The sequence below is a fragment of the Nocardioides sp. 616 genome, from assembly GCF_002930065.1.
Classification (GTDB): domain Bacteria; phylum Actinomycetota; class Actinomycetes; order Propionibacteriales; family Nocardioidaceae; genus Nocardioides; species Nocardioides houyundeii.
The window spans coordinates 490,679-516,575 of sequence record NZ_POAG01000017.1 but is presented as its reverse complement, the minus strand read 5'-3'; the positions used below and the strand labels follow the sequence as shown (position 1 = coordinate 516,575).

The following is a 25,897-nucleotide window of genomic DNA, read 5'->3' as shown; positions in this document are numbered from 1 at the left end:
CTGCTAGGTTGCGGTCATGGCCCGCCGCGGTATCGGACGACCTCGCTCCCGGGCCTCGGCCTCGGGCCTCTCCACCGAGGAGGACATCCTCCTCGCCTCGGCCACGCTGTTCTGCGAGGTGGGCTACGGCTCGACGAGCACGTACGCCATCGCCGAGGCTGCCGGCACCTCCCAGGCCACGATGTACCACTACTTCGCCGGCAAGCACTCCATCCTGCTCGCGCTGCTGCTGCGCACCGTGCAGCCCTCGACCGTGATCGCCACGGCGTTGCTGGGGCGCGACGAGCCGGCCGAGGTGCGGCTGTGGGCGCTGTGCGCCTTCGACGTGCGGCTGCTGGCCTCCGGGGAGCAGAACACCGGCTCGCTCTACCTGCTCCCCGAGCTCTCCGACGAGCGGTTCGCGCAGTTCCACGCCGAGCGCCAGCGGCTGGCCGACGTGTACGCCGCGCTGGTCGCCGGGGTGGCCGGGGTGGCCGGCCCGGAGCAGGGTCGTGGGGAGCAGGGCGGCGCGGACGACTCCTGGCTGGTCTTCGGGCTGGTGGAGTCGGTGATCCTGAGGCGCCGTACCGGGCGATGCGAGACCGACGCCGCGACCCGGATCGCCGACGCGGCCCTGCGGGTGGTGGGCGTCACCGAGGAGCGGATCGCGGCCGTGCGCTCCGAGGCCGAGGAGCTGCTGCGCGCGCTGGAGGATGTAACACAGATGTGAGGTTGCGGGGACGCCGCCGGAAACATCTCGGCGTCTCAATGGTGGCACTACCTGTCGGTCGATCGAAAGTCGGTCGGGGCCCCGGCAGGCCACCGTCAAAGGACCTCTCATGATCATCACCGGAGTCATGCTCACCGTCGTGCTCATGCTGGTCGTCGGCATCGCCGTGTCCCGCAAGGTCGACGGCGACAGCGCCAACTACCTCGTCGCCGGCCGCTCGCTGGGCGTGCCTCTGGTCGCGGTGGCGCTGACCACCGCCGCGGTCGACAGCAACGCCACGGTCGGCAACACCGATCTCAGCTCGGCGTACGGGTTCTGGGCCGGCGCCTCGCTCGCCCTCGGCCTCGCGATCTGCCTCGCGCTGTCCGGACTGTTCCTCGCCAAGCCGATGAACCGGATGGGGCTCTACACCCTCGGTGACTTCTTCGCCCGGCGCTACGACCGTCGGGTGGAGGTGACGGCGTCGCTCCTGATGATCTTCGCCTTCACCATCCTGCTCGCCGGCAACCTGGTCGCGATGGGCTTCATGGTGGAGTACTTCACCCCCCTGGGCTACGAGCTCGGTGTCGTCCTGGCGGTGCTGCTGGTGCTCGCCTACACCATCGGCGGCGGCCTGTTCTCCGACGCCTACACCGCCGTCATCCAGGCGGTGATCACCGTGGTGGCCACGGTGGCGCTGTTCGTCTGGGTGGCCACGGAGTACGGGATGTCGCTGCCCGTGGGCATGGGGCCCTTCGACCTCGGCCAGCTCACCGACACCTCACAGGGCGCCGCGGTCAACTGGGCCACCCTGGTCTCGCTCGGCATCGGCGACCTGGTGGCCATCGACTTCATGCAGCGGATCTTCGCCGCCCGCACCCCCGAGATCGCGCAGCGCTCCTGCTATCTCGGCGCCGCGATCACCGCCGGGATCGGCGTCGTGTGGTCCCTGATCGCGCTCAGCACGACCGACGCGCTCGGACTCAGCCTCGATGACGGCCCCGTGATGTACCAGCTGCTCGACGGTCCTGCTCCCGCGCTGATCGCCGTGCTCTCCCTGTCCGGCATCGTGGCCGCCTCGTTCTCCACCGCCTCGGGTGCGATCCTGGCGACCTCGGCCGTCGCGGTCCGCAACGTCCTCGGCGTAAGGCGGGTCGTGGCCCAGGGGCAGGCGGACCCGCTGCTGCGCTGGACCCGGATGGCGATGGTGCCCGTGGTGGTGCTCGGGGTCTACTTCGCGATCAGGGTGAGCGAGACCGGGATCCTGCTGACCCTGGCCTTCGACCTGATGCTCGCGTGCCTCATCGCCCCGTTCATCCTGGGGCTCTTCTGGAAGGGATCGACCTCGATGGCGGCCCTCGTCGGCTGCGGTGTCGGCCTGGTCGTCCGAGTGATCCTGCTGGCGCTGACCCCCACGCTGTACGGCGTGCCGAACACCCTGTTCTTCCGCGACAACGACCTCGTCGGGGCCGGCTTCGACGGCTGGGCCACCTTCGTCGCCTTCGGCGCCGGTGCCGGCGCGTTCGTGCTCACCGCGCTGGCCACCCGCTCCCACGACGCCGAGGAGACCGGGCTGCGGCACGCCGACCGCTTCGCCGAGGAGCCCGTTCCCGAGCCGGCCGCATGAAGGCGCTGGCACCGGTCGGCAACGTCGTCCTGGTGGTCGTCGACATCCAAGGTGGCGGCGACCCGGACACCCACTCCGTCGGCCTGGGCTACATGGCGGGGCGGCCCGAGCGCAACGCGCGGGCCGTGGACCTGGTCGCCGCCTTCCGGGACAAGGGGGTGCCGGTGGTGTTCATCCAGGAGGTGCACAAGCCCTCGCTGGTCGACATCGGGCGAGAGCTGGACGGTGCGGAGGGCCCGCACTGCCTGGAAGGGGCTCGCGGGACCGAGCTGCACCCCGGGCTCGACCCACGTCCCGAGGAGTACCTGATCCGCAAACGCCGCTACTCCGCCTTCTTCGGCACCGAGCTCGACCTGGTGCTGCGCGGCTACCGTGCGGAGACCGTCGTCCTGGTCGGCGGGATGACCGACGTGTGCATCCACTACACCGCGGTGGACGCCCACCAGCTCGGCTACCGCGTCCGGGTCGTCACCGACGTCGTCCTCGGCTCGGGGGAGGAGCTGCACCGCGCTGCTCTGCGCGCCATGGCGCGTCTCCAGGATGGCGCGCTGGTGTCCCGGGCGGAGGTGACCGACTGGCTGGCGGGGGTGCCCGCGGGAGCCGAAACCGGTCGTTAACAGAAGTCGTCGCTCCCTGAAACTATCGATCGATAGTTTTCTCGCGTCTGGTCATCCCGCCTCGAGGAAGCGCGCCCACCATGAAGAACTTGTTGCGTCTCACCGCTCTAGCCACTGTCTCCGCGCTGGCGCTGACCGGCTGCTCGGGCGGGTCCACTCCGGGGGGCAGCACCGCCAGTGCCGCAGACACCACCCTCAACCTGGCGTTCCTGGGTGACATCCCGCCCCCGGACCCGGACACGGCGTACGACGGCGCGGAGCTCAACCTGGCCAACAGTGCCTACGAGGGGCTGCTGGGCTACCAGTCCGGGCAGAGCGAGGCGGAGCTGGTCGGCAAGCTGGCCACCGAGTGGGAGGCCAACGACGACAACACCGTCTTCACCTTCACGCTGCGCGAGGACGTGACCTTCCACGACGGCACGCCGTTCGACTCCTCCGCGGTGCAGGCGTCGTTCGACCGCCGGACCGCGATCGACGAGGGACCGGCGTACATGGTCGGGGGCGTGACGAAGGTGGAGACGCCGAGCCCGAACGAGGTCGTGATCACGCTCGAGGCGCCGAACTCGTCCTTCCTGGACCTCCTCGCCTCGCCCTTCGGTCCCAAGATGATCAGCCCGCAGGCGCTCGAGGCGCACCCGGTGGAGGCGGGCGCGGACACCGACTGGTTCGACACCCACGACGCCGGCACCGGCCCCTTCACCTACGGAGACTTCCAGCCGGGCGTCGCCTACGAGCTCGAGGCCTTCGACGACTACTGGGGCGAGCCGGCGGGCTACCAGGCAGTCCGCTTCGACGTGATGTCGAGCATGTCCACGATCCAGCTCAAGCTCGGCAACGGCGAGCTCGACGGACTGATCGGCTACAGCGACGACGCCTCCTTCCGCGAGCTCTCCAAGGACCAGGACCTGGAGGCCTACGCGTTCCCGAGCATGCAGACCCCGGCGCTCTTCGTGAACCCCAAGAGCGCGGCACTGGGCGACCAGGAGACCCGCGTGCAGCTGCTGTCCGGCATCGACTTCCCGGCGCTTGCCGAGAAGGCCCTGGGCGAGACCGCCGAGCCCACCGACGAGGTGTTCCCCAAGAACCTGCTCCCGGCCGAGAGCAACAAGCAGGTCATCGAGCCTGACCCCGAGGCGCTGGACACGCTGGCCGCAGGCGCGTTGTCGGGCCGGACCATCTCCTGCGGCTACGCCGAGAGCACGCCGGCCGCCCAGGTGCTCTGCGACAACCTGGCGGCGGTCCTCAACGGGGCGGGCATCAAGACCAAGAGCGTCGGGTTCGCCGCGGGCGCCTACTACGAAGCCCTCGCCAAGGGCGCCTCCGCACCGGACGTCACCTTCTTCACCGGGTTCCCCGACACCGCGCACCCGGACGCCTGGGGCTTCGTGTTCTACACCCCCGGCGGCGGCCTGGACCTGTTCGGTGCCGACGTGCCTGGCCTGGCAGACCTGCTCGCCGAGGCGGTCGAGACCAACGACCTCCAGGCGTACGCCGAGGCCGCCCGGATGGTCAGCGAGTCCGGGCTCTGGTACTCCGTCGCCACCAAGAAGGGCACCGCGGTCTTCGCCGACGACGTGGCCGGCGTCGACGAGTCCTGGCACCCCGTCATCACCGACATGCTCGAGCTGTCGCAGTTGCGGCCGGCCAGTGACTGACCAGTCAGCAGGCCCCGGCGCCGGGCTCGGGGTGGAGGAGCTCACGGTCCGCTACCGAGCCCGTGGGTCGTCCCGGGCGGCGGGGCCGGCCGCCCCTGCGGTCGATCAGGTGTCGTTCGCGATCGAGCCAGGGCAGTGCCTGGGGCTGGTCGGGGAGTCCGGCTCGGGGAAGTCGACCATCGGGTCGGCCGTCCAGGGGCTCCTGGCCCGGACCCCCGGTGTGGTCACCGAAGGGTCGATCCGCGTCGCGGGCACCCGGTTCGACCCCTCGGACGAACGGCAGTGCCGCGCGGTGAGGGGCGATCTGGTCACCACGGTGTTCCAGGACCCGATGTCCTCCCTGGACCCGACCATGACGATCGGCCGGATGCTGCGGCTGGTCACCGGCAGTCGGGAGGAGAGCCTGCGCTGGCTGGAGGAGGTCGAGATCCGACACCCAGCGGCGGTGCTGAAGAGCTATCCGCACCAGCTCTCCGGCGGCATGCGCCAGCGGGTGATGATCGCCATGGCGCTGGCTCGGCGCCCGGCCGTGCTGGTCGCGGACGAGCCGACCACCGCGCTCGACGTCAGCGTCCAGGCGCAGGTGCTGCGTCTGCTGGACCGGGAGCGCCTGGGACTCGCCCTGTTGTTCATCACCCACGACCTGGGGGTGGCCGGGGCGATCTGCGACGACGTCGCGGTGATGCGGCACGGCCGGATCGTCGAGCAGGGCGCGGCCGCAGGGGTGCTGGGGGAGCCGACCCACGACTACACCCGGCGCCTGGTGGCCTCCCGGCTCACGCTGGAGACGGACCGGAGCCGACCGACCGGCCTGCCCGAGCCGACCGTGGTCGCGGCGATGAGCGAGGCGACGGGGCGCAGTCGCGAGGTGCTCACCCGGGACTGGGAGAGCGGTGACCTGGGCTGGGACGGGTTCGGCCGCCACCTGCCCTCGCCGGGACGCGTGCCGGCGCTGGAGCTGGCGCTGGTCACCAAGTCCTTCACCAGCGGCGGCTCCGGTCGCAAGCACCGCAAGCAGGTGTTGCACGGCGTCGACCTGCGGGTCGGTCAGCAGGAGAGCGTGGCGCTGCTCGGGGAGTCCGGCTCGGGCAAGTCCACGATCCTGCGGATCGCCGCAGGCCTGGAGCGACCCGACTCCGGGGACGTGGTGGTCGACAACCGCAGCGGCGAGGGGGTGCAGGTGATCTTCCAGGACGCCGGTGCCTCGCTCACTCCGTGGCTGACGGTCCGCTCCTTGCTGCTCGAGCGGCTGGCCAACACCGTCACCGGGCGGGCGCTCGGCTCGACCGAGCGGGAGGACCTCGTCCGGCTCGCGCTGGAGCGGGTCGCGCTGCCCGACACTGTGCTGGACGCCAAGGCGGGGCAGCTCTCGGGCGGCCAACGTCAGCGGGTCGCGATCGCGCGCGCCGTCGTGGTGCCGCCGGCGCTGCTGCTGTGCGACGAGCCGACCAGCGCCCTGGACGTGTCGGTGGCCTGCACGGTGCTCAACCTGCTCAACCTGCTGCGTCATGACCTCGGCCTCTCGATGCTCTTCGTCACCCACGACGTCGCCGCGGCCCGGGTGGTCGCCGACCGGATCGACGTGATCAGCGAGGGACGGATCGTCGAGCAGCGACCCGCGGCGGAGCTGCAGGCCGTCACCAGCGACTACGGAAGGAAGCTCCTCGATGCCGTCCTCGCCTGAAGCCCTCGTGCTGCGCCGTCTCGGCCGGCGCGCGGTCCGGTCGCCCGGTCGGCGTGCCGGGGTGCCGCGTCTCGGGGTCCGTCTGCCCTACGTCCTGCTCGGGCTGCTGGTGCTGGCCGCGGTGGTCGGCCCCTGGCTCTCGCCGTACCGCACGGACGTCCCGTCGGGGGAGGCCTACCTGGCGCCGTTCAGCGCCGGCCACCTGCTGGGCACCGACAACCTCGGCCTCGACCTGGCGACCCGGGTGCTGGCCGGCATGCGTATCAGCCTCTTCGCCGCCGTGGTGGTCACCGGCGTGGCGGCCGTCGTCGGCCTGGTCGTCGGCACTCTCGCCGGCTACGCCGGCGGCTGGGTCGACAGCCTGCTGATGCGGGTCACCGACCTGTTCCTGGCCTTCCCCGCGACCATCGTCGCGATGGCGATCGTCGCCGGGCTGGGGCCGGGCCTGACCAGCTCGATGATCGGCATCAGCGTCGTGTGGTGGCCGCTCTACGCCCGGATCGTGCGCGGCGAGGTGCGTCGCGCCAGTCGCAGCCTGCACGTCGAGGCGGCGCGGACCAGTGGCACCACGGGGTGGCGACTGCTCACCCGGCACGTCGTGCCCACGGTGCTGCCCACCGTCCTGGTCACCGCCAGCCTCGACATCGGCGCGGTGGTGATGACGCTGGCGGCTCTGGCCTTCATCGGCCTGGGCTCGCCGGCACCCTCCCCGGAGCTGGGACTGATGGCCTCGGGCGGCATGGACTACGTGCTCTCGGCCTGGTGGATCCCGGTCGTCCCCGGCATCGCCGTCGGTGTGCTGGCCCTGATCTTCAACTACGTCGGCGACAGCGTCCGCACGACGCTGCGCGCGAAGGAGGCCTGACATGCTGCGCTTCACCCTGTTCCGGGTCGCCTCCCTGGTGCCGGTGCTGCTCGCACTGAGCGTGCTGGTCTTCCTGGTCAGCCACTTCGGCGGCGGCGACCCGGTGCACGCCTACCTGGGGGCCAACGCCTCCCAGGAAGCGGTCGAGGCCACCCGGGCCCGCCTCGGGCTCGACGACCCGCTGGTCGTGCAGTACTGGAACTACGTCAGCGGCATCCTGACCGGCGACCTGGGCCAGAGCCTGTCGACGCGCCGCTCGGTGTCCTCCGAGCTCGCCACCCGGATCCCGGCGACGCTCGAGCTCGCCCTCGTCACTGTGGTGCTGTCCATCCTGATCGGTGTCGGACTGGCGCGTGCCTACGCGCTGGACGGCCGGGGCGCGGGCTGGCTCCGGTTCGTGCTCTTCAGCGCGGCGAGCGCGCCGGCGTTCCTGGTCGCCACGGCAGGCGTCGTCCTCCTCGCCGTGCAGGTCGACCTGCTTCCCGTCTCCGGCCGCACGTCGTACGGCGCGTCGGAGGGGCTGACCGGCCTGTACGTCCTCGACGGCCTCCTGACCGGCAACCTCGCCTACTCCCTGGACGCGCTGAAGCACCTGGCGCTGCCCGCGCTCGCCGGCAGCCTCGGTCCCGGGGTGGCGCTGGCCCGGGTGCTCGCGGACGGACTCTCCACGAACCTGGCCTCCAAGCACGCCCAGACCGCCCGTTCCCTGGGCGAGACGGAGTCCCAGGTGCTGCGACGGCACGGTCTGCGCAACGCCGCCAGCCCGGCGCTCAGCCTGCTCGGCGTCCAGGTCGGGATGATGCTCTCCAGCCTCGTCGTCGTGGAGTCGATCTTCTCCTGGAACGGCCTGGGCCAGTACCTGGTGCGCGCCATCAACACCGCCGACACCAGCACCGTGGCCACCGTCAGCCTGCTCCTCGGCGCGACGTACGTCGTGATCAACACGCTCGTGGACCTGGGCCTGGCCGCCCTGGACCCCAGGGCCCGGCTCAGCTGACCCGGGCGCCCCGGTGACCGGGAGCGCCGTCCCCCAACCCCCCCATCAGTCCCATCCACATCAGTGAGGAAGTCCCATGCCCCAAGTGCAGAGCCCGTGCCAGGTCACGGAATGGTCCCCCAGCGACGAGCTGAAGCCCGTCGGCAACGTCGTCCTGGTCGTCGTCGACATCCAGGGCGGCGGGTTGGAGAACCCGTTCACCCCCACCCGGCCCGAGCAGGGCTTCATGCCCGGGCGTGCCGAGCGCAACGCCCGCGCCGTGGACCTGGTCGCCGCCTTCCGGGACAAGGGGGTGCCGGTGGTGTTCATCCAGGAGGTGCACAAGCCGTCGCTGGTCGACATCGGGCGGGAGCTCGACGGAGCCGAGGGGCCGCACTGCATCGAGGGGGAGCAGGCGACCGAGCTGCACCCCGGGATGGACCCGCGACCCGAGGAGTACCTCATCCGCAAGCGCCGCTACTCCGCCTTCTTCGGCAGCGAGCTGGACCTGGTGCTGCGTGGCTACCACGCGGAGACCGTGGTCCTGATCGGCGGCATGACGGACGTGTGCATCCACTACACCGCGGTGGACGCCCACCAGCACGACTACCACTTCCGCACCGTGACCGACCTCGTCGTCGGTTCCGGTGAGGAGCTGCACGAGGCCGCACTGCGCGCCATGAAGTACCTCCAGCGGGACTCGCTCGTCACCAGCGGCGCCGTCACCGACTGGCTCGCCGCGCTGCCCGCGCCGACCGCCACCACCCTCGAGGAGATCGCATGAACATCCAGGGCAAGACCGCACTCGTGGTCGTCGACTTCCAGGGGGGCGACCTGTCCGGTCCCTTCTGCACCTACACCGCCGAGCAGCGTGACAAGGCCGAGGCCATCGTCGCCGCGTGCCGTGAGAGCGACGTCCCGGTGGTGTGGATCCAGGAGGTGCACAAGCCGCACCTGACCGACATCGGGCGCGAGCTCGACGGCTCCGAGGGCCCGCACTGCATCGAGGGCGACCCGCAGAACGAGATCGCGCACGGGCTCGGCCCGGTGGGCGAGGAGTTCCACATCCGGAAGCGCCGCTACTCCAGCTTCTTCGCCACCGAGCTCGACATCGTGCTCAAGGCCTACGGGGTGGAGAGCCTGATCCTCATCGGCGGCTTCACCGACATCTGCATCCTCTACACCAGCGTCGACGCCCACCAGCGCGACTTCTTCATCAACGTCGTGACCGACGTGGTGGCCGGGTCGAGCGAGCAGGCGCACGACGACGCGCTGAAGATGATCGACTACCTGCAGCGCAAGGCCTTGGTCACCTCCGAGGAGGTCATGGGCTGGCTGGCGTCGCGTCCCGTGATGGTGTGACCCGTCCCAGGGGCGGCCGTCGGCTGCCGCGCAGCTTCTGGGCTCTGTGGACCACCGTCCTGGTGCTCTCGATCGGCCGGTTCGTCGCGCCGCTCCTGGCGTCCTGGCTCGCCAGCGAGCGGGACCTGGGGGCCACGACGATCGGGTTGGTCACCGCGACGTTCGGCGCGGGCGGGGTGGTCGCCAGCCTGGCTGGCGGCTACCTCGCCGACCGCCTCGGGCGGCTCGGCCTGATCGTCGCCGGCCAGGTGGCGTCGGCCCTGCTCCTGGTGGTGCTGGCCCAGCCCTTGGGCACGGGCCCGTTGGCGGGGGTCCTGCTGCTGTACGGGATCGCCTGTCACCTCGGCAACGCGGCACTCAGCTCGCTGGTGACCGAGCGGGTCGAGCCGGCCCAGCGCGAGCGCGCCTACAGCCTCTACGTGTGGGCGATGAACGCCGGTTGGGCGGTGGGCCCGATCCTCGCCAGCTGGCTGGCGGGCTGGTCCTTCGCCGCGGTGTTCTACCTCGAGGCGGCGCTGCTGCTCGGCGTCCTGGTCGTCCTGGTCCCGAGCCTGAGGAGCGGTTCGGCGCCTCGGCCCGGCGGAGCCCCGATCACCGTGCGCACCGCGTACGGCGAGCTGCTGCGGGACCGGGTCTTCCTGGTCTTCACCGTGACGATGACGGCCTACATGGTCGTCTACATCCAGGGCACCACCACGCTCCCGGTGGTGATGGACCACGCCGGCTTCTCGGTCCCGCAGTACGGCGTGCTGCTCACCGTCAACGGGGTCATCCTGTGTCTCTTCCAGCTGCCGCTGGTCCGGCTCCTGGAGCGGGTCCCGAAGTCCACGGTGCTCGGCTGCGCCGTCGCCCTGACCGCGGCGGGGTACGTCGTGCAGGTGTTCGCCACCGCGTGGTGGCACTACGCCGCCGCCACGGTGCTGTGGACGCTGGGGGAGCTCGGCATCTTCCCGGTCGCCGCCACCGTGGTGGCCGACATCGCGCCGCCGCGTCTGCTCGCGACGTACCAGGGCTTCTACTCCATGACCTGGACCGTGGGACGGACCCTGGCATCGCTCGTCGGTGGCCTGGCGCTGGGAGGGCTCGGCGCCCGCGGTCTGTGGATCAGCTGCGTCGTAGTGCTGCTGGGGACCATGTGGGTCCTGGTGGTGACCCGGCACGACCGCCAAGCACGTGAGCGGGCGGGGCGGGCCGCTGCGCAGGGCCGGACCGCCGACGTCCGAGCACAGCGGGACCCAGCCGAGGCGCCGCTCAGCGCACCAGCGTGAGCACGGCGTCGCGCAGCAGCGGAGCGAGCTGCTCGCCGGTGACGCCGGGATCCACGATGCGGCGGAGGATGACCCCCTCGACCAGCGTCAGCACGACGTCGCTGATGCCTCGGGCGTCCTCGACCGGCCGTCCTGCTTCCTTCAGCGCTCCCTCGACCAGCACCTCGTAGGCGCGGCGCAGGTCCCGGTGCTGCGCGTCGAGCTCCGCGTCGATCTGCTCGGCGCGGACGTCGGGCAGGTATCCCAGGTGAGCGAGGTTCGGTCCGTCGCAGAGCAGCTTCACGTCGAACTCGACCAGTCGTCCCAGACGCTCGACGGCACTGAGCCCGGCGTCCTCGATCAGGGCGGCCGAGGTCTCCACCGAGGCCCGGATCGGTTGGGCCAGGACCTCCAGCAGGATGTCGGCCTTGACCTTGAAGTGGGCGTAGAGCGAGGGCTGTCGGATGCCCGCCCTGGCGGCGATGTCGCGCGTGGTGGTGCCCGCGTAACCCTGGGAGAGGAAGAGCTCGGTCGCGGCCTCGATGATGCGCGCGCGACCGGTGCCGCGGCGCACGGGTTCGGTGCTCATGCGAGCCCGAGCTGGGCGTACCCGCTCTGGAGCGCCCCTGCGAACCGCCAGTCGTCGGTCGGCCACGGCCAGCTCGCCGCCGCGATCGCCCGCTCGATCGGGACGCCGTCGGACCCCAGCCGCTGGATGGTGTCCGCCACCTGCGCGATCTCGGCGCGCTGCCCCCGGACCCATTCCTTGTCCACGGGTACGCCGTGCCCCGGCACGACGGTGGAGCGGGCGTCGATCAGGTCCAGGACGGCGTCGATGGTCGCCGGCCAGTCGAGCGGGTAGCTGTGGTCGGTGTAGACCGGTGGTCCGGTCTCCTCCAGCAGGTCGCCGGCCTGGAGCAGGTTGGCGTCCGGCACCCAGGTGACCAGGTCTCCGGCGGTGTGCCCCCGACCGGGGTGCACGAGCTCCACGGTGCGGCCCCCGAGGTCGAGGGTGGTCCGGCCGACGAACGGGCGGTCGGGTGCCACGACATCTGTCCGGAGGATCTCCGGGGTCCGTGGGTCGGCCAGCTCCCCGGCGGCCACCTGGGCGGCGAAGCGAGCCTTGAAGGCGACCGCCGAGCTCAGCGTGTGGTCCGTGGCGTGCTGGGTGGCGTGGATGGGGACCGGGCCGTAGGCCGACCGTACGGCGGCGTTGCCGAAGGTGTGGTCGAAGTGCTCGTGGGTGTTGACCACGACCGTGACCTCGCCCAGGCCGGCCCGTCGGATGTCGTCGATGACACCGACCGCGGCCCTGGTGGAGGCATGGGTGTCGATCATGAGCAGGCCCGCGCCGCCCTCGATGACCGTGATGTTTACGTCGTGCCACTCGTAGCGCGCGACCCAGATTCGGTCGCCGACCTCGTGGAAACCCGTGTCGTAGCCCAGCATGGGCTCAACCTATCGCTTGACAGTTTCAGGCGTGTTTCGTCGGCGGGAGGACGCAGAACTCATTGCCCGAGGGGTCGGTGTAGGACCGCCACGGCAGCGCGCCCCAGTCGACCTGGAGGCGTGCGCCTCCCCGCTCGGTGATGCGTTCCTCAACGTCGTCGGCGTCCTCGCCGGACTCCAGCCGGACGTCGAGGTGGAGCCGGTTCTTGGCCGCTGTCTTGCCGGTCGTCTCCTGGCACAGCTCGAGCAGCGGACCCAGCCCGGACTCGTGACGCAGTGAGCGGGGTGCGCAGCCGGGGACCTCGTGCCAACCGGTCAGCCAGGACCAGAACTCCGCGTCCCGAGCCGGGTCCGCGGAGTGCAGGGGCAGTGCGGCGATCGGTCCGGTGCCGGCGTACGCCGGACGCTCCTCCACGACGCAGCAGGGGATGCCCTCGGGGTCGGCGAGCACTGCCCAGGGCACCTCGCCCTGTCCCAGGTCCAGGCGTCGCGCACCCAGTCCGAGGAGTCGCTCCACCTCCTCGGCCTGGCGCTCCCCGCCCCGGAGGTCCACGTGCAGCCGGGGCGGGTCGAGCGTCGGGTCGGCGACGGGCTGGAAGCACAGGTCCAGCGTCGGCCCGCCCGGGACGGCGAGCCGCGTCTCGAAGCCGGCGGGCTCGTCGGTCAGCCGCTCACCGCCCACCGCGGACTCCCAGAACCGCCCGAGCAGCCGTGGCTCGATGGCGTCGAAGACGACGTTCTCCAGGTACATGCGCTCACCGTAGAGCGGGACAATGGGCGGCGCACGCCGATTTCGGCGCGCTAGTCGCCCTTGACGTTCACGATCTGGCGCAGGGTGTGGCGCACCTCCACCAGGTCCTTGGCGTCGTTCATCACCACGTCGATGTCCTTGTAGGCGTTCGGGATCTCGTCGATGAATTCCCTGGACCCCGACCACTCGATGCCCGCCATCGACTCGACCAGCTGGTCGTAGGTGAACGTCCGCTGTGCGTGCCGCCGCCCGTACTCCCGCCCCGCCCCGTGCGGGGAGGAGTTGAGGGCGAGGCGGTTGCCCTTGCCCTGCACCACGTAGGAACGCGTGCCCATGCTGCCCGGGATCAGGCCCCACGTCCCCTGGGAGGCGTCGATGGCGCCCTTGCGGGAGAGCCAGACGGTCTCGCCGAAGTGCTCCTCCTGCTCGGTGTAGTTGTGGTGGCAGTTGATCCGCTGCGACTCCACGACGGCACCGCCGACCCATTCGCCGAAGCAGTGGGCGAGGCGATCCATCATCTCCTCCCGGTTGAGCAGGGCGAAGTGCTGCGCCCACCGCAGCTGGTCCAGGTAGGTCCAGAACTCGGGATCGCCCTCGACGAGGTAGGCCAGGTCGGGGTGGGGGAGCTTGATGTAGCGCTGTGCGCACAGGCGCTGCGCGACCTTGATGTGCTGGGTCGCGATCTTGTTGCCCACGCCGCGGGACCCCGAGTGCAGGAACAGCCACACCCGGTCCTCCTCGTCGAGGCTGACCTCGATGAAGTGGTTGCCCGAGCCGAGCGTGCCGAGCTGCAGCCGCCAGTTGGCGGCGTAGCGAGCCGGATCGAAGCCGGCGCTCTCGGCGCGGGCCTCCAGGTCCGTGACCCGCGCCCTGGTGTGCTCACGTGTCACCGCCGCGTTGTACCTGCCCGCCGACAGCGGCACCGCACCTTCGACCGCTTCGCGGAGCGGCCGCCGGTCAGCGGGCAGGTCGGCTGCGACGTACTGGGTGCGGACGGCGATCATCCCGCACCCGATGTCGACCCCGACCGCAGCGGGCATGATCGCGCCGCGGGTCGGCAGGACGGCCCCCACTGCGCAGCCCTTGCCCAGGTGCGCGTCCGGCATCAGGGCGACGTGGGGGTAGATGAAGGGCATGTCGCTGGTCATCTGCACCTGCGCCCGGGTCGCGTCCTCGAGGATGCTCGCCCAGTTGAGGAAGCGCTTGGTGATCTGTTCCATGTCCGCAGCCTTCCTTACCGGTCAAACGGAATTCTCTCAGTCGGCCGACGCACGGATCCGCCACGTTTGCTGACAGCCTCGCCGGGCACGGTGGGTCCATGACGACGACATCCGAACGACCGCCGGCACTCGTGCGCTGGACCCTGCGACTGGAGGGTGCCTCGGTGCTCGACCGGCCGGTGGCTGCCCTCGAGCCACACGTCCAGACGCTCTTCGCCTCGGGGGTGAAGGGTCGGGTGCTGCGCGGCGACTGGCTCGGTCACGCCCTCCACCCGCTGCTCACCGACCTGGTCGTGGGCAGCTGGACCTCCGCCAGCCTGCTCGACGTGCTGGGGCGGGGCCGCTGGGCCGCGCCGGCCCAGGCCCTGGTGGGCACCGGGCTCGCCGCCGCGGTCCCGACGGCCTGGACGGGCTGGGCCGAGTGGTCCGAGGCCTCGTCGCGGGAGAAGCGCGTGGGGCTGGTCCACGCGGTCAGCAACGGCCTGGCCATCGGCGCCTACGCGGCCTCCTGGCGGGCCCGCCGTCAGGGCCGGCAGGGGACCGGGGTCAAGCTCAGCCTGCTCGGCTTCGCGATGTCCGGCGCCGGCGCCTACCTCGGCGGTCATCTCGCCGAGGCCCGGAAGGTGGGCAGCCACCACCCGGCGTTCGACGCGACACGGGTCTGAGAGGTCGGCGGCGGGACCGATAGCATCGACCCGTCCTCACCCAGCCGAACCAGGAGCTATCCCGTGCCCGAGATCAAGGTCGTCCGCATCCACGCCGGTGAGCGTCAGGAGCGGACCACCACGAGTGGCACCAAGGCCTGGCAGCTGTTCGCCGACGACGCCGAGGTGATCGCGGCGCGGGTGGGGGGCCAGCTGCGCGACCTCGCGCACGAGCTCTCCGACGGCGACGAGGTGGAGGGCGTGGCCATCGACTCCGCCGACGGCCGCGACATCCTGCGCCACTCCACTGCCCACGTGATGGCCCAGGCCGTGCAGCAGCTCTGGCCCGAGGCCAAGCTCGGCATCGGTCCGCCGGTGGAGAACGGCTTCTACTACGACTTCGACGTCGAGACCCCGTTCGTGCCCGAGGACCTCGCCAAGATCGAGACCGCGATGCGCAAGATCATCAAGGAGGGTCAGCGCTTCGACCGCCGCGTCACCACCGACGCCGACGCCATCCGCGAGCTCCAGGACGAGCCCTACAAGCTCGAGCTGATCGGGCTCAAGGGCTCCGGGCACGCCGAGGGCGCCGCCGAGGGTGCCGGCGTCGAGGTCGGCGCGGGCGAGCTGACCATCTACGACAACGTGCGTCGCAACGGCGACGTGGCCTGGTCCGACCTGTGCCGCGGTCCGCACCTGCCGACCACCAAGCGCATCCCGGCCTTCAAGCTGATGCGCTCGGCGGCGGCGTACTGGCGCGGCGACGAGAAGAACAAGCAGCTGCAGCGCATCTACGGCACCGCCTGGGAGTCCAAGGAGGCGCTCGAGGAGCACCTGCACCGGATCGAGGAGGCCGAGCGCCGCGACCACCGCAAGCTCGGCCGCGACCTCGACCTGTTCAGCTTCCCCGACGAGATCGGCTCCGGGCTGCCGGTATTCCACCCCAGGGGCGGCGTGATCAAGCGGGCGATGGAGGACTACGTCCGGCAGCGGCACATCGAGGAGGGCTTCGAGTACGTCGGCACCCCCCACATCGCCAAGGAGGGCCTGTTCTACACCTCCGGGCACCTGCCGTACTACGGGGAGGGCATGTTCCCCGCTCTCGACGTCGACGGCATGGACTACCGGCTCAAGGCGATGAACTGCCCGATGCACAACCTCATCTACCGCTCCCGGCAGCGCTCCTACCGTGAGTTGCCGCTGCGCCTGTTCGAGTTCGGCAGCGTCTACCGGCACGAGAAGTCCGGAGTCGTGCACGGCCTGACCCGGGTGCGCGGCTTCGCCCAGGACGACTCCCACTCCTACTGCACTCCCGAGCAGGCTCCCGAGGAGGTCGAGCACCTGCTCAACTTCATGCTCAGCGTGCTGCGCGACTTCGGTCTCGACGACTTCTACCTCGAGCTGTCCACCCGCGACGCCGCCAAGGACAAGTTCATCGGGTCCGACGAGGACTGGGCGACCGCGACCCAGGTGCTCGATGACGTCGCCACCCGGACCGGCCTGGAGCTGGTGCCCGACCCCGGAGGCGCCGCCTACTACGGCCCCAAGATCTCCGTCCAGGCGCGCGACGCGATCGGCCGGACCTGGCAGATGGGCACCGTCCAGTACGACTTCAACCAGCCGTCCGCGGACCGCTTCAACCTCGAGTACGTCGCCGCCGACGGCTCGCGGCAGCAGCCGGTGATGATCCACTCCGCCAAGTTCGGGTCGATCGAGCGGTTCCTCGGCGTCCTGGTCGAGCACTACGCCGGCGCGTTCCCGCCGTGGCTCGCCCCCGTCCAGGTGCAGGCGATCCCGATCGCGGAGCGGCACAACGACTACCTCTTCGAGGTGGCCAAGCGGATGAAGCCCCTGGGCCTGCGGGTCGAGGTGGACGACTCCGACGACCGGATGCAGAAGAAGATCCGCAACGCCCAGCTGCAGAAGGTGCCGTTCATGATGATCGCCGGTGACGACGACGTCGAGGCCGGGGCCGTCTCCTTCCGCTACCGCGACGGGCGCCAGGACAACGGGGTGCCGCTGGAAGAGGCCATCGAGCGGGTCGCCGCCGCGGTGGCCGCCCGCGAGCAGGTCTGATCACGATGGCTGCCGAGCAGGACCACCAGGAGGCGCACCAGGACGGGATCGGCCGGCCCGACGACCTGGAGCGGCTCTGGACGCCGTACCGGATGGCCTACGTCCGGGGCGAGAACAAGCCCGCGGACCCCTCCAGCGAGCAGTGCCCGTTCTGCCGGGTCCCCTCGCTCGACGACGTGGACGGGCTGGTCGTGCACCGCGGGGAGACCGCGTTCGTGGTGCTCAACCTCTACCCGTACGCCTCGGGGCATCTCATGGTCTGCCCCTACCGGCACATCGCGGACTGGACGGAGACCACGGACGAGGAGGCGGTGGAGATCGGGCGGCTGACCAGGAAGGCCATGCTGGTGCTGCGCTCGGTGTCCCGGGCCGAGGGCTTCAACATCGGGATGAACCAGGGGATCGCCGGGGGTGCCGGGATCGCCGCCCACCTGCACCAGCACGTGGTGCCCCGCTGGATCGGCGACGCCAACTTCATGCCGATCATCGGCCACACCAAGACCCTGCCCGAGCTGCTCACCGACACCCGTGCCCTGCTCGCCGACGCCTGGCAGTGACGAGGCCATGACCGACGCCGCGCTGGCCTCCGACCTCGTCCGCGAGGCCGGGGCGCTCGCGCTCGGCATGCGCGTCGCCGGGCTCAGCGTCGAGCGCAAGACGAGCGTCTCCGACGTCGTCACCGCGGCCGACCGGGCCGCCGAGCGTCTGGTCCTGGAGCGGCTGCGCGCCGAGCGGCCCGACGACTCGATCGTGGGGGAGGAGGGGGCCGCCCACACTGGCTCCAGCGGCCGCACCTGGGTCATCGACCCGGTCGACGGCACCTACAACTTCCACCGTGGCCTGGAGTGGTGGTGCTCGGCGCTCGCCCTCTCCGACGGGGACGAGCTCGTCCTGGGCGCCGTCCACCACCCGCATGAGGACGCCACCTACGTGGGCGGGCCGGGCCTGGGATCCACCCGCAACGGTGTCGCGCTGGCCCCGCTGGTCGACGTACCGCTGGCGCGGGCCTGCGTGACCACCTACCTGCACCCGCCCTTCTACGGCGGCCCGGTCGGCGAGGCGTTCGGCCGCGCGGTGCGGGGAGCGGCGACCCTGCGGATGATGGGCTCGGGCTCCATGGACGCGATGGCGCTGGCCCAGGGACGGGTCGACGTCCTGGTGCAGCACTCGGTGCCGGTCTGGGACGAGCTCCCGGGGGCGGCCGTCATCCGAGGCGTGGGGGGCACCACCAGCCGGGTGTCGGCCGGTGGAGTGGAGTGGTACGTCGCGGGCGCGCCGACGGCGGTGGCGGAGGTCTGTCAGGCGCTGACCGGCCAGGGCCGGTAGCCTGCTCCCGACATGCTGGAACACTTCAGAGGCTTCATCACCAAGGCCCTCATCGCCCCCGTCGCCCGAGTCCTGCTGCGCCTGGGGCTGACCCCGGACGCGATCACCCTGATCGGCACGGTGCTCACGTGCGCCGCCGCGCTCTACTGGGCCCCGCGCGGCCACCTGATCACCGCGCTGGTCGTGGTCACCGTCTTCGCGCTCTTCGACCTGCTGGACGGCACCATGGCCCGGCTGAGCGGGCGTACCAGCGACTTCGGCGCCTTCCTGGACTCCACGCTGGACCGGATCGCCGACGCCGTCGTCTTCGGATCGGTGCTGCTCTACTTCGCCGGTCCTGGCGACATGGTCCTGGGCCAGGCGACCGCGCTGTGGTGCCTGGTCACCGGTGCCACCACCTCCTACGCCCGGGCTCGCGCGGAGTCCGTGGGCTACACCGCTCGAGTGGGGCTGATGGAGCGGGCGGACCGGCTGGTCCTGCTGGGCGTCTTCGCGCTCGCGGCCGAGATCGCCGACGAGCCCGCCGTGCTCGCCTACGGCCTGGGCCTGCTGGGGGCGCTGAGCACGGTGACGGTGGTCCAGCGCATCCTGACGGTGCGCAGCCAGGCGCTCGCCAAGGCGAGGGCCGCCGAGGCGGGCTGACCGGTGTCGAGCGCTGGCGGGGGAGCGGAGATCGTCCCGACCGAGCGGCGCACCGCGTTCGCGCTGCGCACCGACGGTCAGCTCCAGTCCTACGTCGACCTGGCCGACCCCCTGCACCTCGCCTTCGACTACGTACGACGTCTCGGCGACGTGCTGGACGTCGTAGATCCGCCGGGAGAGCCGTTGCGGGTGGTGCACGTCGGGGGAGCGGCCATGAGCCTGCCGCGCTACGTCGCCGCCACCCGTCCCCGGTCGTCCCAGATCGTGCTCGAGCCCGACACCGAGACCACCGAGCAGGTACGCGCGCACCTCCCGCTGCCGCCACGCAGCGGCATCAAGGTCCGGCCGCAGGACGGACGCACCGGGTTGGGCGCGTTGCGCCCGGACAGCGCCGAGGTGATCCTCGTCGACGCGTTCGACCGCGGCCGGGTGCCGGCCGACCTGGTCACCGTGGAGGCCTTCACCACGATGCGCGGTGTGCTCCTCGACGGCGGCCTGCTGCTGTTCAACCTGGTGGACCGCGCGCCGTTCTCCTGGAGCCGCCGGGCGCTGGCCGCGGGGCGCAGCGTCTTCGACGCCACCGCGCTGCACGTGGAGCCGGCGGTGCTGAAGGGACGGCGCGCCGGCAACGTCCTGCTCCTCGCCTCGACGCGGCAGCAGCCCCTCGACACGGTGCACGCGCGGCTGAGGGGGCGCCAGACCGGGTTCCGGGTCCTGGCGGGGACCCAGGTCGGTGACTTCTTCGGCGGCGGAGTGCCCTTCACCGACTCCGACTCCGAGGCCTCCGGCGCGCCCTGAGGCGGTCGCCCCAGGCGGGCCACGGGCGCCGGGCTGCCCGCACTGCGGGCGCGGCGGGTGCTTGGGGGCCGCGCGCATACGATCGACACATGACCGAAGACAACCCCCAGGCTCCTGCGACCAGCACCGGCACGTCCCGCGTCAAGCGCGGCATGGCGGAGATGCTCAAGGGCGGCGTGATCATGGACGTCGTCACCGCGGAGCAGGCCAGGATCGCGGAGAACGCCGGGGCCGTGGCGGTGATGGCGCTCGAGCGGGTGCCCGCGGACATCCGCGCCCAGGGCGGGGTCTCCCGGATGAGCGACCCGGACATGATCGACTCGATCATCGAGACCGTCTCCATCCCGGTCATGGCCAAGGCACGGATCGGTCACTTCGCCGAGGCACAGGTCCTGGCCAGCCTGGGAGTGGACTACATCGACGAGTCCGAGGTGCTCACCCCCGCCGACTACGCCAACCACATCGACAAGTGGGACTTCACCGTGCCGTTCGTGTGCGGCGCCACCGACCTGGGCGAGGCGCTGCGCCGGATCACCGAAGGAGCGGCGATGATCCGCTCCAAGGGCGAGGCAGGCACCGGTGACGTCTCCAACGCGGTCACCCACATGCGCACCATCAGGGCCGAGATCCGGCGTCTGGGAGCGATGGCGCCCGACGAGCTGTACGTCGCGGCCAAGGAGCTGCAGGCGCCGTACGAGCTGGTCCGGGAGGTCGCCGAGGCCGGCAAGCTGCCGGTCGTGCTGTTCACCGCCGGTGGCATCGCCACGCCGGCGGACGCGGCGATGATGATGCAGCTGGGTGCCGAGGGGGTGTTCGTGGGATCGGGGATCTTCAAGTCCGGCAACCCCGAGCAGCGCGCGGAGGCGATCGTCCAGGCCACCACGTTCTACGACGACCCCAGCGTGGTCGCGAAGGTCTCCCGCGGCCTCGGCGAGGCGATGGTGGGCATCAACGTCGACGAGCTGCCCCAGTCGCACCGGCTCTCCGAGCGCGGCTGGTGACGGAACCCGACGCCAGACGCCGCGCCGAGAACGGCCTGCGCCACCTGGCCCGACTCCAGGTGCGCACCGGGCTGCACCCACCCGAGACCGTGCTCGCCGAGCTGGTCGAGGCGATCGAGGTCGAGCTCCCGGGAACCGATCCCCAGGTGCTTGCCCGGGCGTGGATCGCCGCGGAGACCGCCGCGCTGCGCGCCGAGGCGACACGCTGGCCCGAGGTCACCGGTCACGACCGGCTGGTCAGCGCGCTGACCGACCTGCGCAACCGCGGGGTAGCGGTCCGGGCCGGGGTGGCCGACCGTGCCGCGGCGGGACGAGGCCTCGACCCCGGTGAGCTGCGCGGCGTCCTGTGGTTCACCCACCCCGACGTGTGGCACTCCCTGGACCACGGGGTGCTCGAGGTCACCCTGTCCCACCCCGACCTCACCGACGCGGTGCCGGGCGACGACCTGCTGTCCGGGGTGCTGCGGGTGCTGGCGCGCCACCAGGTGCCGGCGGCCTTCGAGCGCGGCCGGCTGCTGCTCTCGGTGACCTGGCAGGCGCGGCCGTGACCGCAGCGCCCACGATCGGGGTGTTCGCCCTCCAGGGCGACGTGCGCGAGCACGTGGCCACCCTGGGGTCCCTCGGCGTCCACGCGATGCGGGTACGCCGCCCCGAGGAGCTGGCGGCCTGCCACGGCCTGGTGCTCCCGGGAGGGGAGTCGACGACGATGGCGAAGCTCGCGGTGACCTTCGGCCTGATGGATCCGCTGCGCGCGCGGATCGCGGAGGGGATGCCCGTCCTCGGCACCTGCGCGGGGATGATCCTGCTCGCCGACCGGATCGAGGCGGGCACCCGCGACCAGGTGAGCATCGGCGGGCTCGACGTCACCGTGCGGCGCAACGCCTTCGGGCGCCAAGCCGAGAGCTTCGAGCAGGACCTGGACCTCGCGGGGCTCGCGGACCCGGTCCACGCGGTCTTCATCCGGGCTCCCTGGGTGGAGCAGGCCGGCCCCGCGGTCGAGGTGCTGGCCCGGGTGCAAACGGCCCCCGACGCGAGCCGGGACACCGTGGGTAGGATCGTGGCCGTCCGGCAGGGTTCGGTGCTGGCCACGTCGTTCCACCCCGAGGTGGGTGGCGACGGGCGCGTCCACGGATTGTTCGTGGACGCGGTGCGCCGGGCTTGACCCCGCAGACCATCGCAGCGAGCAGAAGAGGGACTGATGTCTGGCCACTCCAAATGGGCGACCACCAAGCACAAGAAGGCGGCCGTCGATGCCAAGCGCGGCAAGCTGTTCGCCAAGCTGATCAAGAACATCGAGGTCGCGGCGAAGATGGGCGGCGGCGACCTCTCCGGCAACCCCACGCTCTACGACGCGGTCCAGAAGGCGAAGAAGTCCTCGGTCCCCAACGACAACATCGACCGCGCCGTCAAGCGCGGCTCCGGTGCCGAGGCGGGCGGCGCGGAGTACTCCACGATCATGTACGAGGTCTACGGCCCCCAGGGCGTCGCCCTCCTGGTCGAGTGCCTGACCGACAACCGCAACCGCGCCGCGATGGAGGTCCGCACCGCGGTCACCCGCAACGGCGGCACGATGGCCGATCCGGGCTCGGTCTCGCGGCTGTTCACCCGCAAGGGCGTGGTGACGGTGCCCAAGAGCCAGGAGTCCCGTGAGGTGACCGAGGACGACCTGCTGGAGGCGACGCTGGACGCCGGGGCCGAGGACGTGAACGACCTGGACGAGTCTTTCCAGGTGCAGTCCGAGGCGACCGACGTGGTGCAGGTGCGCACGGCACTGCAGGCGGCGGGCATCGACTACGACTCCGCGGACGTGGAGTTCGTGGCGAGCCTGGAGATCCCGGTGGACGCCGAGGCTGCCCCCAAGGTCTTCAAGCTGGTCGACGCGCTGGAGGACCTCGACGACGTGCAGAACGTGTTCACCAACGTGGACGTGCCCGACGAGGTGCTGGCCGAGCTCGAGGACTGAGGCCTCCACCCCGCGCGTGTCGCGGGGTGATCGGTCCCTCGTCGGGGGATAGCGTGTCGTGCGAACACACGTTCGACGAAAAAGGTGGCTCATGCGTGTCCTGGGGATTGACCCCGGCCTGACCCGGTGCGGAATCGGCATGGTCGAGGGCGAGGTCGGCCGGCCGCTGAGCCTGATCGACGTCAACGTGATCCGCACCAGTGCCGACCAGCCCGTGGCGCTGCGCCTGGTCACCATCGAGAAGGGCATCGACGCCTGGCTCGACGAGTACGCGCCGGACGCCGTCGCCGTCGAGCGGGTCTTCGCCCGCTCCGACTCCAGCACCATCATGGGCACTGCCCAGGCCAGCGGCATCGCGCTGGTCGCGGCGGCTCGCCGGGGTCTCCCGGTGGCCCTCCACACTCCCAGCGAGGTCAAGGCGGCGGTCTCGGGCAGCGGTCGCGCCGACAAGGCCCAGGTGGGCGCCATGGTGACGCGCATCCTGCGGCTGAGCGCCCCGCCCAAGCCGGCGGACGCCGCCGACGCGCTGGCCCTGGCCATCACCCACATCTGGCGCGGCGGCGCCCAGTCCCGCCTGGAGGAGGCGGTGGCCAGGCAGGCCGCCCGCGTCCGCTCTGTCACGACGACCTCCACGACGACCTCCAGGAGCCTGCGTTGATCGCCTTCGTCCGCGGCCGGGTCGCCGCCGTCACGCCACTGTCCGCGGTCCTGGAGGTGGGGGGCGTCGGCCTGGAGCTGATGTGCACCCCGGGCACCCTGGCCACCCTGCGCCCCGGCCACGAGTCCACGCTGCCCACCTCCATGGTGGTGCGCGAGGACTCCATGACGTTGTTCGGCTTCCTCGACGACGACGAGAAGGGCTGCTTCGAGCTGGTCCAGACGGCCTCCGGCGTGGGCCCGAAGGTCGCCCAGGCCATGCTGGCGGTGCTGACCCCGGACGACCTGCGCCGCGCGATCTCCTCCGACGACGTCAAGACGCTGACGCGGGTGCCGGGCATCGGTCAGAAGGGCGCGCAGCGGATCATCCTCGAGCTCCGGGACCGCATCGGCGCGCCCACGGGCTCCGGCGCGACGACGGGCGGCGTCAGCGCGGCCCAGCCCTGGCGGGACCAGGTCCACCAGGGCCTGCTCGGCCTCGGCTGGTCGGCCAAGGAGGCCGACAAGGCCGTCGAGGCGGTCTCCGACGAGGCCGGCGCCCAGCCCGACGTGGGACGCCTCATGCGAGCCGCCCTCCAGACGCTGAGCAAGGCCTGAGGTGGACCCCGAGGAGTTGCTGGCCGCCAGCGAGGAGCGGCACCTGCAGTCGCTGACTGCCGCCGAGGCCGAGGGTGACGAGCGCACCATCGAGGCGGCGCTGCGTCCCCGCACCCTGGACGAGGTGGTCGGGCAGACCCGCGTGCGGGACCAGCTCGGCCTGGTGCTGGAGGCGGCGCGGCAGCGGGGCCGGGCACCTGACCACGTGCTGCTCTCGGGACCGCCCGGCTTGGGCAAGACCACGCTGGCGATGATCATCGCGGCGGAGATGTCCACACCACTGCGGCTCACCAGCGGACCGGCGATCACCCACGCCGGGGACCTGGCCGCCATCCTGAGCGGGGTCAACGAGGGCGATGTCCTCTTCGTGGACGAGATCCACCGCATGTCCCGGCCCGCCGAGGAGATGCTCTACATGGCCATGGAGGACTTCCGGGTCGACGTGATCATCGGGAAGGGGCCCGGCGCGACGGCGATCCCGCTGGAGATCCCGCCGTTCACCCTGGTGGGAGCCACCACCCGGGCCGGGCTGCTGCCCGGGCCGCTGCGCGACCGGTTCGGGTTCACCGCGCACCTGGAGTTCTACGAGCCCCACGAGCTCGACCTGATCGTGCACCGCTCCGCCGGGCTGCTCGGGGTGAACCTGACCGAGGGTGGCTCGGCGGAGATCGCGTCCCGCTCCCGCGGCACCCCGCGGATCGCCAACCGGCTGCTGCGCCGGGTGCGCGACTACGCCCAGGTCCGCGCCGACGGGGTGCTCTCGCGCGAGGTGGCCCGGGTCGCCCTGGAGCTCTACGAGGTCGACGAGCTGGGCCTGGACCGGTTGGACCGCGCCGTGATCGACGTGCTCTGCCGGCGCTTCGCCGGAGGTCCGGTAGGGCTCTCCACCCTGGCTGTGGCCGTGGGGGAGGAGCGCGAGACCGTGGAGGAGGTGGCCGAGCCCTTCCTGGTGCGCAACGGCTTCCTGGCCCGGACCCCGCGCGGGCGGGTCGCGACCGCGGCCGCCTGGGTGCACCTCGGTCTCACCCCGCCCGCCGGTGACGGCCAGGACGAGGTGCTGTTCGACGAGTGACCCCTGCGTAGACTCGTGCTTCGTGGCCGGCCTGGAGGTCGGCCTCCCTGTCACCAAGTTTCGAAGAGGGTTGAGCACGTTGGAGCAGTACGTCTCGTGGCTGTCACTGGCAGCGATCGCCTTGGTCTTCTGGCTGCTGATCGTGCGTCCCGCGTCGCGTCGGCAGAAGGCGATCGCGGGCCTGCAGTCCCAGCTCAAGCCCGGTGACCGGGTGCTGCTGAGCTCTGGCATCTTCGCCACGCTCAGCGCCGTGCAGGACGACCGGGTCTCGGCGGAGATCGCACCGGGCGTTGTCGTCTCGGTGGCTCGTGGTGCGGTGGCAGCGGTCGAGTCGCCCAGCACCGGCACCGGCACCGGCACCGAGCCGACCACCCCAGAGGTGTGAGCGTCGTGGAGACCCCGGAGGTGCTGCGCGCCCGTGGCGCCCTGGACAAGCTCGTCGTCGACGTCCAGGACTTCCCCACGCCGGGCGTGGTCTTCAAGGACATCACCCCGGTGCTGGCCGACCACGCCGCCTTCGAGGCGGTCGTGGTCGCCCTGGCGCAGGCCGGACGGGACGCGGACGGCCGGCCGGTCGTCGACAAGGTCGTGGGCATGGAGGCCCGGGGCTTCATCCTCGCCGCCCCGGTCGCGCTCGCCCTGGGCGCGGGGTTCGTGCCGGTGCGCAAGGCGGGCAAGCTGCCCCGCGGGGCGCACGCCGAGTCCTTCGCCCTGGAGTACGGCGAGGCCACCCTGGAGCTGCACCACGACGCCGTGGCGCCGGGTGACCGGGTGCTGCTGGTCGACGACGTGCTGGCCACCGGCGGCACGGCGGCCGCCACCCGCCGACTGGTGGAGACGTGCGGTGGCATCGTGACCGGTCTGGCGGTGCTCATGGAGATCGCCTTCCTGGAGGGACGGGGCCTGGTCAGCGACCTTCCCTGCACCGCCCTGCTGACCATCTGAGCCGTGACTAGACTGGTGCGATGACCGAGGAAAGC

General features: G+C 71.5%; 29 protein-coding genes. 25 read left to right on the top strand and 4 right to left on the bottom strand.

The genetic code is table 11. The features are described from left to right. Window positions 1–16 precede the first annotated feature (16 nt). The 10 genes from C5H89_RS08915 to C5H89_RS08870 all read left to right on the top strand — a co-directional run bounded on the left by C5H89_RS08915 (window position 17) and on the right by C5H89_RS08870 (window position 10,742). Window positions 17–709 (top strand): TetR/AcrR family transcriptional regulator, encoded by a 693-nt coding sequence (locus C5H89_RS08915; RefSeq protein ID WP_104106635.1) that lies wholly within the window; start codon window positions 17–19, stop codon window positions 707–709. A 109-nt stretch (window positions 710–818) separates the two neighbouring features. After that, on the top strand, window positions 819–2,315 hold the full coding sequence (locus tag C5H89_RS08910; RefSeq protein WP_104106634.1) for a sodium:solute symporter family protein: 1,497 nt from the start codon (window positions 819–821) through the stop codon (window positions 2,313–2,315). Further along, entirely contained in the window at window positions 2,312–2,932 is a 621-nt protein-coding gene (locus tag C5H89_RS08905; RefSeq protein ID WP_104106633.1) for an isochorismatase family cysteine hydrolase, read from the top strand. Before C5H89_RS08910 ends, C5H89_RS08905 begins: the two co-directional genes overlap by 4 nt. 80 nt (window positions 2,933–3,012) lie before the next feature. Then, window positions 3,013–4,587 carry an ABC transporter substrate-binding protein gene (locus C5H89_RS08900; RefSeq protein ID WP_104106632.1) on the top strand — a complete coding sequence of 525 codons (1,575 nt, stop codon included), beginning with the start codon at window positions 3,013–3,015 and terminating at the stop codon, window positions 4,585–4,587. Continuing rightward, entirely contained in the window at window positions 4,580–6,271 is a 1,692-nt protein-coding gene (locus C5H89_RS08895) for an ABC transporter ATP-binding protein (RefSeq protein WP_162799295.1), read from the top strand. Before C5H89_RS08900 ends, C5H89_RS08895 begins: the two co-directional genes overlap by 8 nt. Then, window positions 6,255–7,136 carry an ABC transporter permease gene (locus C5H89_RS08890; RefSeq protein WP_104106630.1) on the top strand — a complete coding sequence of 294 codons (882 nt, stop codon included), beginning with the start codon at window positions 6,255–6,257 and terminating at the stop codon, window positions 7,134–7,136. The genes C5H89_RS08895 and C5H89_RS08890 overlap by 17 nt, the downstream gene beginning before the upstream one ends. A gap of 1 nt (window position 7,137) precedes the next feature. Beyond that, a complete protein-coding gene (locus C5H89_RS08885) occupies window positions 7,138–8,133 on the top strand; it encodes an ABC transporter permease (RefSeq protein ID WP_104106629.1) in 996 nt (331 codons plus the stop codon). 76 nt (window positions 8,134–8,209) lie between these two features. Continuing rightward, a complete protein-coding gene (locus C5H89_RS08880; protein WP_104106628.1) occupies window positions 8,210–8,896 on the top strand; it encodes an isochorismatase family cysteine hydrolase in 687 nt (228 codons plus the stop codon). Then, on the top strand, window positions 8,893–9,474 hold the full coding sequence (locus C5H89_RS08875; RefSeq protein WP_104106627.1) for an isochorismatase family cysteine hydrolase: 582 nt from the start codon (window positions 8,893–8,895) through the stop codon (window positions 9,472–9,474). The genes C5H89_RS08880 and C5H89_RS08875 overlap by 4 nt, the downstream gene beginning before the upstream one ends. Beyond that, window positions 9,471–10,742, top strand: a complete 1,272-nt coding sequence (locus C5H89_RS08870; protein ID WP_162799294.1) for an MFS transporter — start codon at window positions 9,471–9,473, stop codon at window positions 10,740–10,742. Before C5H89_RS08875 ends, C5H89_RS08870 begins: the two co-directional genes overlap by 4 nt. On the opposite strand, the gene C5H89_RS08865 is transcribed toward C5H89_RS08870, so the two are convergent. From C5H89_RS08865 to C5H89_RS08850, 4 genes are read right to left on the bottom strand one after another with little or no spacing between them, the layout of a single operon-like run. Beyond that, complete coding sequence (locus tag C5H89_RS08865) at window positions 10,726–11,310, bottom strand: TetR/AcrR family transcriptional regulator (RefSeq protein WP_162799293.1); 585 nt, start codon at window positions 11,308–11,310, stop codon at window positions 10,726–10,728. The two genes, C5H89_RS08870 and C5H89_RS08865, sit on opposite strands and share 17 nt — an antisense overlap. After that, window positions 11,307–12,170, bottom strand: a complete 864-nt coding sequence (locus C5H89_RS08860) for an MBL fold metallo-hydrolase (RefSeq protein WP_104106625.1) — start codon at window positions 12,168–12,170, stop codon at window positions 11,307–11,309. The genes C5H89_RS08865 and C5H89_RS08860 overlap by 4 nt, the downstream gene beginning before the upstream one ends. Before the next feature lie 25 nt (window positions 12,171–12,195). Beyond that, window positions 12,196–12,921: a VOC family protein gene (locus tag C5H89_RS08855; protein WP_104106624.1), complete on the bottom strand. Its 726-nt coding sequence runs from the start codon at window positions 12,919–12,921 to the stop codon at window positions 12,196–12,198. A gap of 50 nt (window positions 12,922–12,971) precedes the next feature. Beyond that, window positions 12,972–14,141, bottom strand: a complete 1,170-nt coding sequence (locus tag C5H89_RS08850) for an RtcB family protein (protein WP_104106623.1) — start codon at window positions 14,139–14,141, stop codon at window positions 12,972–12,974. A 98-nt stretch (window positions 14,142–14,239) separates the two neighbouring features. Here C5H89_RS08850 and C5H89_RS08845 point away from each other — a divergent pair, with 98 nt between their 5' ends. The 15 genes from C5H89_RS08845 to C5H89_RS08775 all read left to right on the top strand — a co-directional run bounded on the left by C5H89_RS08845 (window position 14,240) and on the right by C5H89_RS08775 (window position 25,862). Continuing rightward, window positions 14,240–14,806: a DUF2231 domain-containing protein gene (locus C5H89_RS08845; protein ID WP_104106622.1), complete on the top strand. Its 567-nt coding sequence runs from the start codon at window positions 14,240–14,242 to the stop codon at window positions 14,804–14,806. A 63-nt stretch (window positions 14,807–14,869) separates the two neighbouring features. Then, entirely contained in the window at window positions 14,870–16,861 is a 1,992-nt protein-coding gene (thrS, locus tag C5H89_RS08840; RefSeq protein WP_104106621.1) for a threonine--tRNA ligase, read from the top strand. 5 nt (window positions 16,862–16,866) lie between these two features. Beyond that, entirely contained in the window at window positions 16,867–17,418 is a 552-nt protein-coding gene (locus C5H89_RS08835) for an HIT domain-containing protein (RefSeq protein ID WP_104106620.1), read from the top strand. A 7-nt stretch (window positions 17,419–17,425) separates the two neighbouring features. Continuing rightward, entirely contained in the window at window positions 17,426–18,187 is a 762-nt protein-coding gene (locus C5H89_RS08830; protein WP_104106619.1) for an inositol monophosphatase, read from the top strand. Window positions 18,188–18,199: 12 nt separating this feature from the next. Further along, window positions 18,200–18,829 (top strand): phosphatidylinositol phosphate synthase, encoded by a 630-nt coding sequence (gene pgsA / locus C5H89_RS08825; protein ID WP_104106618.1) that lies wholly within the window; start codon window positions 18,200–18,202, stop codon window positions 18,827–18,829. Between the two features lie 3 nt (window positions 18,830–18,832). Further along, window positions 18,833–19,627, top strand: a complete 795-nt coding sequence (locus C5H89_RS08820; protein WP_104106617.1) for a fused MFS/spermidine synthase — start codon at window positions 18,833–18,835, stop codon at window positions 19,625–19,627. An 89-nt stretch (window positions 19,628–19,716) separates the two neighbouring features. Beyond that, on the top strand, window positions 19,717–20,628 hold the full coding sequence (pdxS, locus tag C5H89_RS08815) for a pyridoxal 5'-phosphate synthase lyase subunit PdxS (protein WP_104106616.1): 912 nt from the start codon (window positions 19,717–19,719) through the stop codon (window positions 20,626–20,628). Continuing rightward, window positions 20,625–21,176: a hypothetical protein gene (locus tag C5H89_RS08810; protein ID WP_104106615.1), complete on the top strand. Its 552-nt coding sequence runs from the start codon at window positions 20,625–20,627 to the stop codon at window positions 21,174–21,176. The genes pdxS and C5H89_RS08810 overlap by 4 nt, the downstream gene beginning before the upstream one ends. Continuing rightward, complete coding sequence (gene pdxT, locus C5H89_RS08805) at window positions 21,173–21,790, top strand: pyridoxal 5'-phosphate synthase glutaminase subunit PdxT (RefSeq protein WP_104106614.1); 618 nt, start codon at window positions 21,173–21,175, stop codon at window positions 21,788–21,790. Before C5H89_RS08810 ends, pdxT begins: the two co-directional genes overlap by 4 nt. Window positions 21,791–21,826: 36 nt before the next feature. After that, entirely contained in the window at window positions 21,827–22,591 is a 765-nt protein-coding gene (locus C5H89_RS08800) for a YebC/PmpR family DNA-binding transcriptional regulator (RefSeq protein WP_101524613.1), read from the top strand. A gap of 100 nt (window positions 22,592–22,691) precedes the next feature. Next, on the top strand, window positions 22,692–23,249 hold the full coding sequence (gene ruvC, locus C5H89_RS08795) for a crossover junction endodeoxyribonuclease RuvC (protein WP_205304964.1): 558 nt from the start codon (window positions 22,692–22,694) through the stop codon (window positions 23,247–23,249). After that, window positions 23,246–23,845, top strand: a complete 600-nt coding sequence (gene ruvA, locus C5H89_RS08790) for a Holliday junction branch migration protein RuvA (protein WP_104106612.1) — start codon at window positions 23,246–23,248, stop codon at window positions 23,843–23,845. The genes ruvC and ruvA overlap by 4 nt, the downstream gene beginning before the upstream one ends. 1 nt (window position 23,846) lies before the next feature. Further along, window positions 23,847–24,917: a Holliday junction branch migration DNA helicase RuvB gene (gene ruvB / locus C5H89_RS08785; RefSeq protein ID WP_104106611.1), complete on the top strand. Its 1,071-nt coding sequence runs from the start codon at window positions 23,847–23,849 to the stop codon at window positions 24,915–24,917. Window positions 24,918–24,996: 79 nt separating this feature from the next. Next, window positions 24,997–25,302, top strand: a complete 306-nt coding sequence (gene yajC, locus C5H89_RS08780) for a preprotein translocase subunit YajC (protein ID WP_162799292.1) — start codon at window positions 24,997–24,999, stop codon at window positions 25,300–25,302. 20 nt (window positions 25,303–25,322) lie between these two features. Further along, window positions 25,323–25,862, top strand: a complete 540-nt coding sequence (locus tag C5H89_RS08775) for an adenine phosphoribosyltransferase (protein WP_104106862.1) — start codon at window positions 25,323–25,325, stop codon at window positions 25,860–25,862. The last annotated feature ends 35 nt before the right edge of the window (window positions 25,863–25,897 follow it).

Excerpts from the sequence above, each read along its gene's own strand:
- C5H89_RS08905 (WP_104106633.1), top strand. The coding sequence starts at position 2,312 with ATGAAGGCGCTGGCACCGGTCGGCAACGTCGTCCTGGTGGTCGTCGAC.
- C5H89_RS08875 (WP_104106627.1), top strand. The coding sequence starts at position 8,893 with ATGAACATCCAGGGCAAGACCGCACTCGTGGTCGTCGACTTCCAGGGG.
- C5H89_RS08865 (WP_162799293.1), bottom strand. The coding sequence starts at position 11,310 with ATGAGCACCGAACCCGTGCGCCGCGGCACCGGTCGCGCGCGCATCATC.
- C5H89_RS08860 (WP_104106625.1), bottom strand. The coding sequence starts at position 12,170 with ATGCTGGGCTACGACACGGGTTTCCACGAGGTCGGCGACCGAATCTGG.
- C5H89_RS08885 (WP_104106629.1), top strand. The coding sequence starts at position 7,138 with ATGCTGCGCTTCACCCTGTTCCGGGTCGCCTCCCTGGTGCCGGTGCTG.
- C5H89_RS08845 (WP_104106622.1), top strand. The coding sequence starts at position 14,240 with ATGACGACGACATCCGAACGACCGCCGGCACTCGTGCGCTGGACCCTG.
- C5H89_RS08855 (WP_104106624.1), bottom strand. The coding sequence starts at position 12,921 with ATGTACCTGGAGAACGTCGTCTTCGACGCCATCGAGCCACGGCTGCTC.
- pdxS (WP_104106616.1), top strand. The coding sequence starts at position 19,717 with ATGACCGAAGACAACCCCCAGGCTCCTGCGACCAGCACCGGCACGTCC.
- pgsA (WP_104106618.1), top strand. The coding sequence starts at position 18,200 with ATGCTGGAACACTTCAGAGGCTTCATCACCAAGGCCCTCATCGCCCCC.
- C5H89_RS08800 (WP_101524613.1), top strand. The coding sequence starts at position 21,827 with ATGTCTGGCCACTCCAAATGGGCGACCACCAAGCACAAGAAGGCGGCC.
- C5H89_RS08830 (WP_104106619.1), top strand. The coding sequence starts at position 17,426 with ATGACCGACGCCGCGCTGGCCTCCGACCTCGTCCGCGAGGCCGGGGCG.
- C5H89_RS08890 (WP_104106630.1), top strand. The coding sequence starts at position 6,255 with ATGCCGTCCTCGCCTGAAGCCCTCGTGCTGCGCCGTCTCGGCCGGCGC.
- C5H89_RS08900 (WP_104106632.1), top strand. The coding sequence starts at position 3,013 with ATGAAGAACTTGTTGCGTCTCACCGCTCTAGCCACTGTCTCCGCGCTG.
- C5H89_RS08880 (WP_104106628.1), top strand. The coding sequence starts at position 8,210 with ATGCCCCAAGTGCAGAGCCCGTGCCAGGTCACGGAATGGTCCCCCAGC.
- C5H89_RS08915 (WP_104106635.1), top strand. The coding sequence starts at position 17 with ATGGCCCGCCGCGGTATCGGACGACCTCGCTCCCGGGCCTCGGCCTCG.
- C5H89_RS08835 (WP_104106620.1), top strand. The coding sequence starts at position 16,867 with ATGGCTGCCGAGCAGGACCACCAGGAGGCGCACCAGGACGGGATCGGC.
- C5H89_RS08910 (WP_104106634.1), top strand. The coding sequence starts at position 819 with ATGATCATCACCGGAGTCATGCTCACCGTCGTGCTCATGCTGGTCGTC.
- C5H89_RS08850 (WP_104106623.1), bottom strand. The coding sequence starts at position 14,141 with ATGGAACAGATCACCAAGCGCTTCCTCAACTGGGCGAGCATCCTCGAG.